Source organism: Paracoccus sp. FO-3 (assembly GCF_006386455.1).
GTDB classification, from domain to species: domain Bacteria; phylum Pseudomonadota; class Alphaproteobacteria; order Rhodobacterales; family Rhodobacteraceae; genus Paracoccus; species Paracoccus versutus.
Map to the genome: position 1 here is coordinate 1 of NZ_VCBQ01000270.1, position 1,228 is coordinate 1,228.

Here is a 1,228-nt window from a genome sequence, read left to right on the forward strand (position 1 = left end):
ACGATCCGGCCGCCGCAGCACGCCAGCGTGGCTGCCCCGATCCCGGCCATGAAGGACAGGACCAGCCGGCCCGCGGCGCGCAGGTCCAGCCCCGGCCAGTCCTCGGGCCGCACCGAGACCACGATCACGTCGCTTTGCGCCGCCAGCTCGGCCGCGTTGCGCGCCCATGTCACGTTGGCATGGCCGTGGTAGTTGGTCTGCGGGGCGCTGCGATTGAGCAGCACCAGCTCGCCCGGCGCCAGGATGCCGCGCGCGAGCAGCCCCGCGCCGAGCGCCGAGCCGAGCCAGCCGGTGGCGCCGATCAGGCCGACCCTCATGCCTGCCGCCCGTCATGCTGCCCGTCATGCTGCCCGTCATGCTGGCCGCCATGCTGGCCGGTATAGGCGTTGATCGCGGCCTGGAAGGGGATGACGCCGATGGCCCGGCCCTGGGGATCCTGGACCCGCAGCGCCTGCAGCCGGCTGGCGGCCATCTGCTGCAGCGCCTCGGCGATGCTGGCCTCGGGGGCGATGGCGGCCTCGGGCAGGGCGGCGTCGGGCAGGGCGGCTTCGGGGGCGTCGAAACCGTGCCGGGCCTGCATCACCGCGCCGACCTTCAGCACCTTGCCGCGGTCGACATGCTGGACGAAATTCGCCACGTAATCGTCGGCCGGGCGCAGCACGATGTCCTGCGCCGTGCCCTGCTGGATCACCGAGCCGTCGCGCAGAAGCGCGATGCGGTCGCCGATGCGCAGCGCCTCGTCGAGGTCGTGGGTGATGAAGACGATGGTCTTCTTCACCTCCTGCTGCAGGTCCAAGAGCACCGTCTGCATGTCGTAGCGGATCAGCGGGTCGAGCGCCGAATAGGCCTCGTCCATGAGCAGGATCGGCGCGTCGTTGGCCAGCGCGCGCGCCAGGCCCACCCGCTGCTGCATGCCGCCCGAAAGCTGGCTCGGATAGCTCTTCTCGAAGCCCGAAAGCCCGACCCGCTCGATCCAGCGCATGGCGGTGCGGTAGCGCTCGGCCTGCGGGATGCCCTGCACCTCGAGGCCATAGGCGGCATTGTCGAGCACGGTGCGATGCGGCAGCAGGCCGAATTTCTGGAACACCATCGCGGTCTTGTGGCGGCGGAACGCGCGCAGCTCCGCCTGCGACATGGCGACGACGTTGCGGCCCTCGATCACGATCTCGCCGGCGGTGGGCTCGATCAGCCGGTTGATGTGGCGGATCAGCGTCGACTTGCCCGATCC

The 1,228-nt window shown here is 70.8% G+C and carries 2 protein-coding genes; both read right to left on the bottom strand.

Annotation, left to right across the window (positions count from 1 at the left end):
- A partial coding sequence (locus tag FE811_RS26900) for a pyrroline-5-carboxylate reductase (protein WP_181180995.1) occupies nt 1-317 on the bottom strand: 317 nt, incomplete at its 3' end.
- The coding region (locus FE811_RS26905; protein WP_140849570.1) for a glycine betaine/L-proline ABC transporter ATP-binding protein at nt 314-1,228 on the bottom strand (915 nt) is incomplete at its 5' end. The genes FE811_RS26905 and FE811_RS26900, both read right to left, overlap by 4 nt.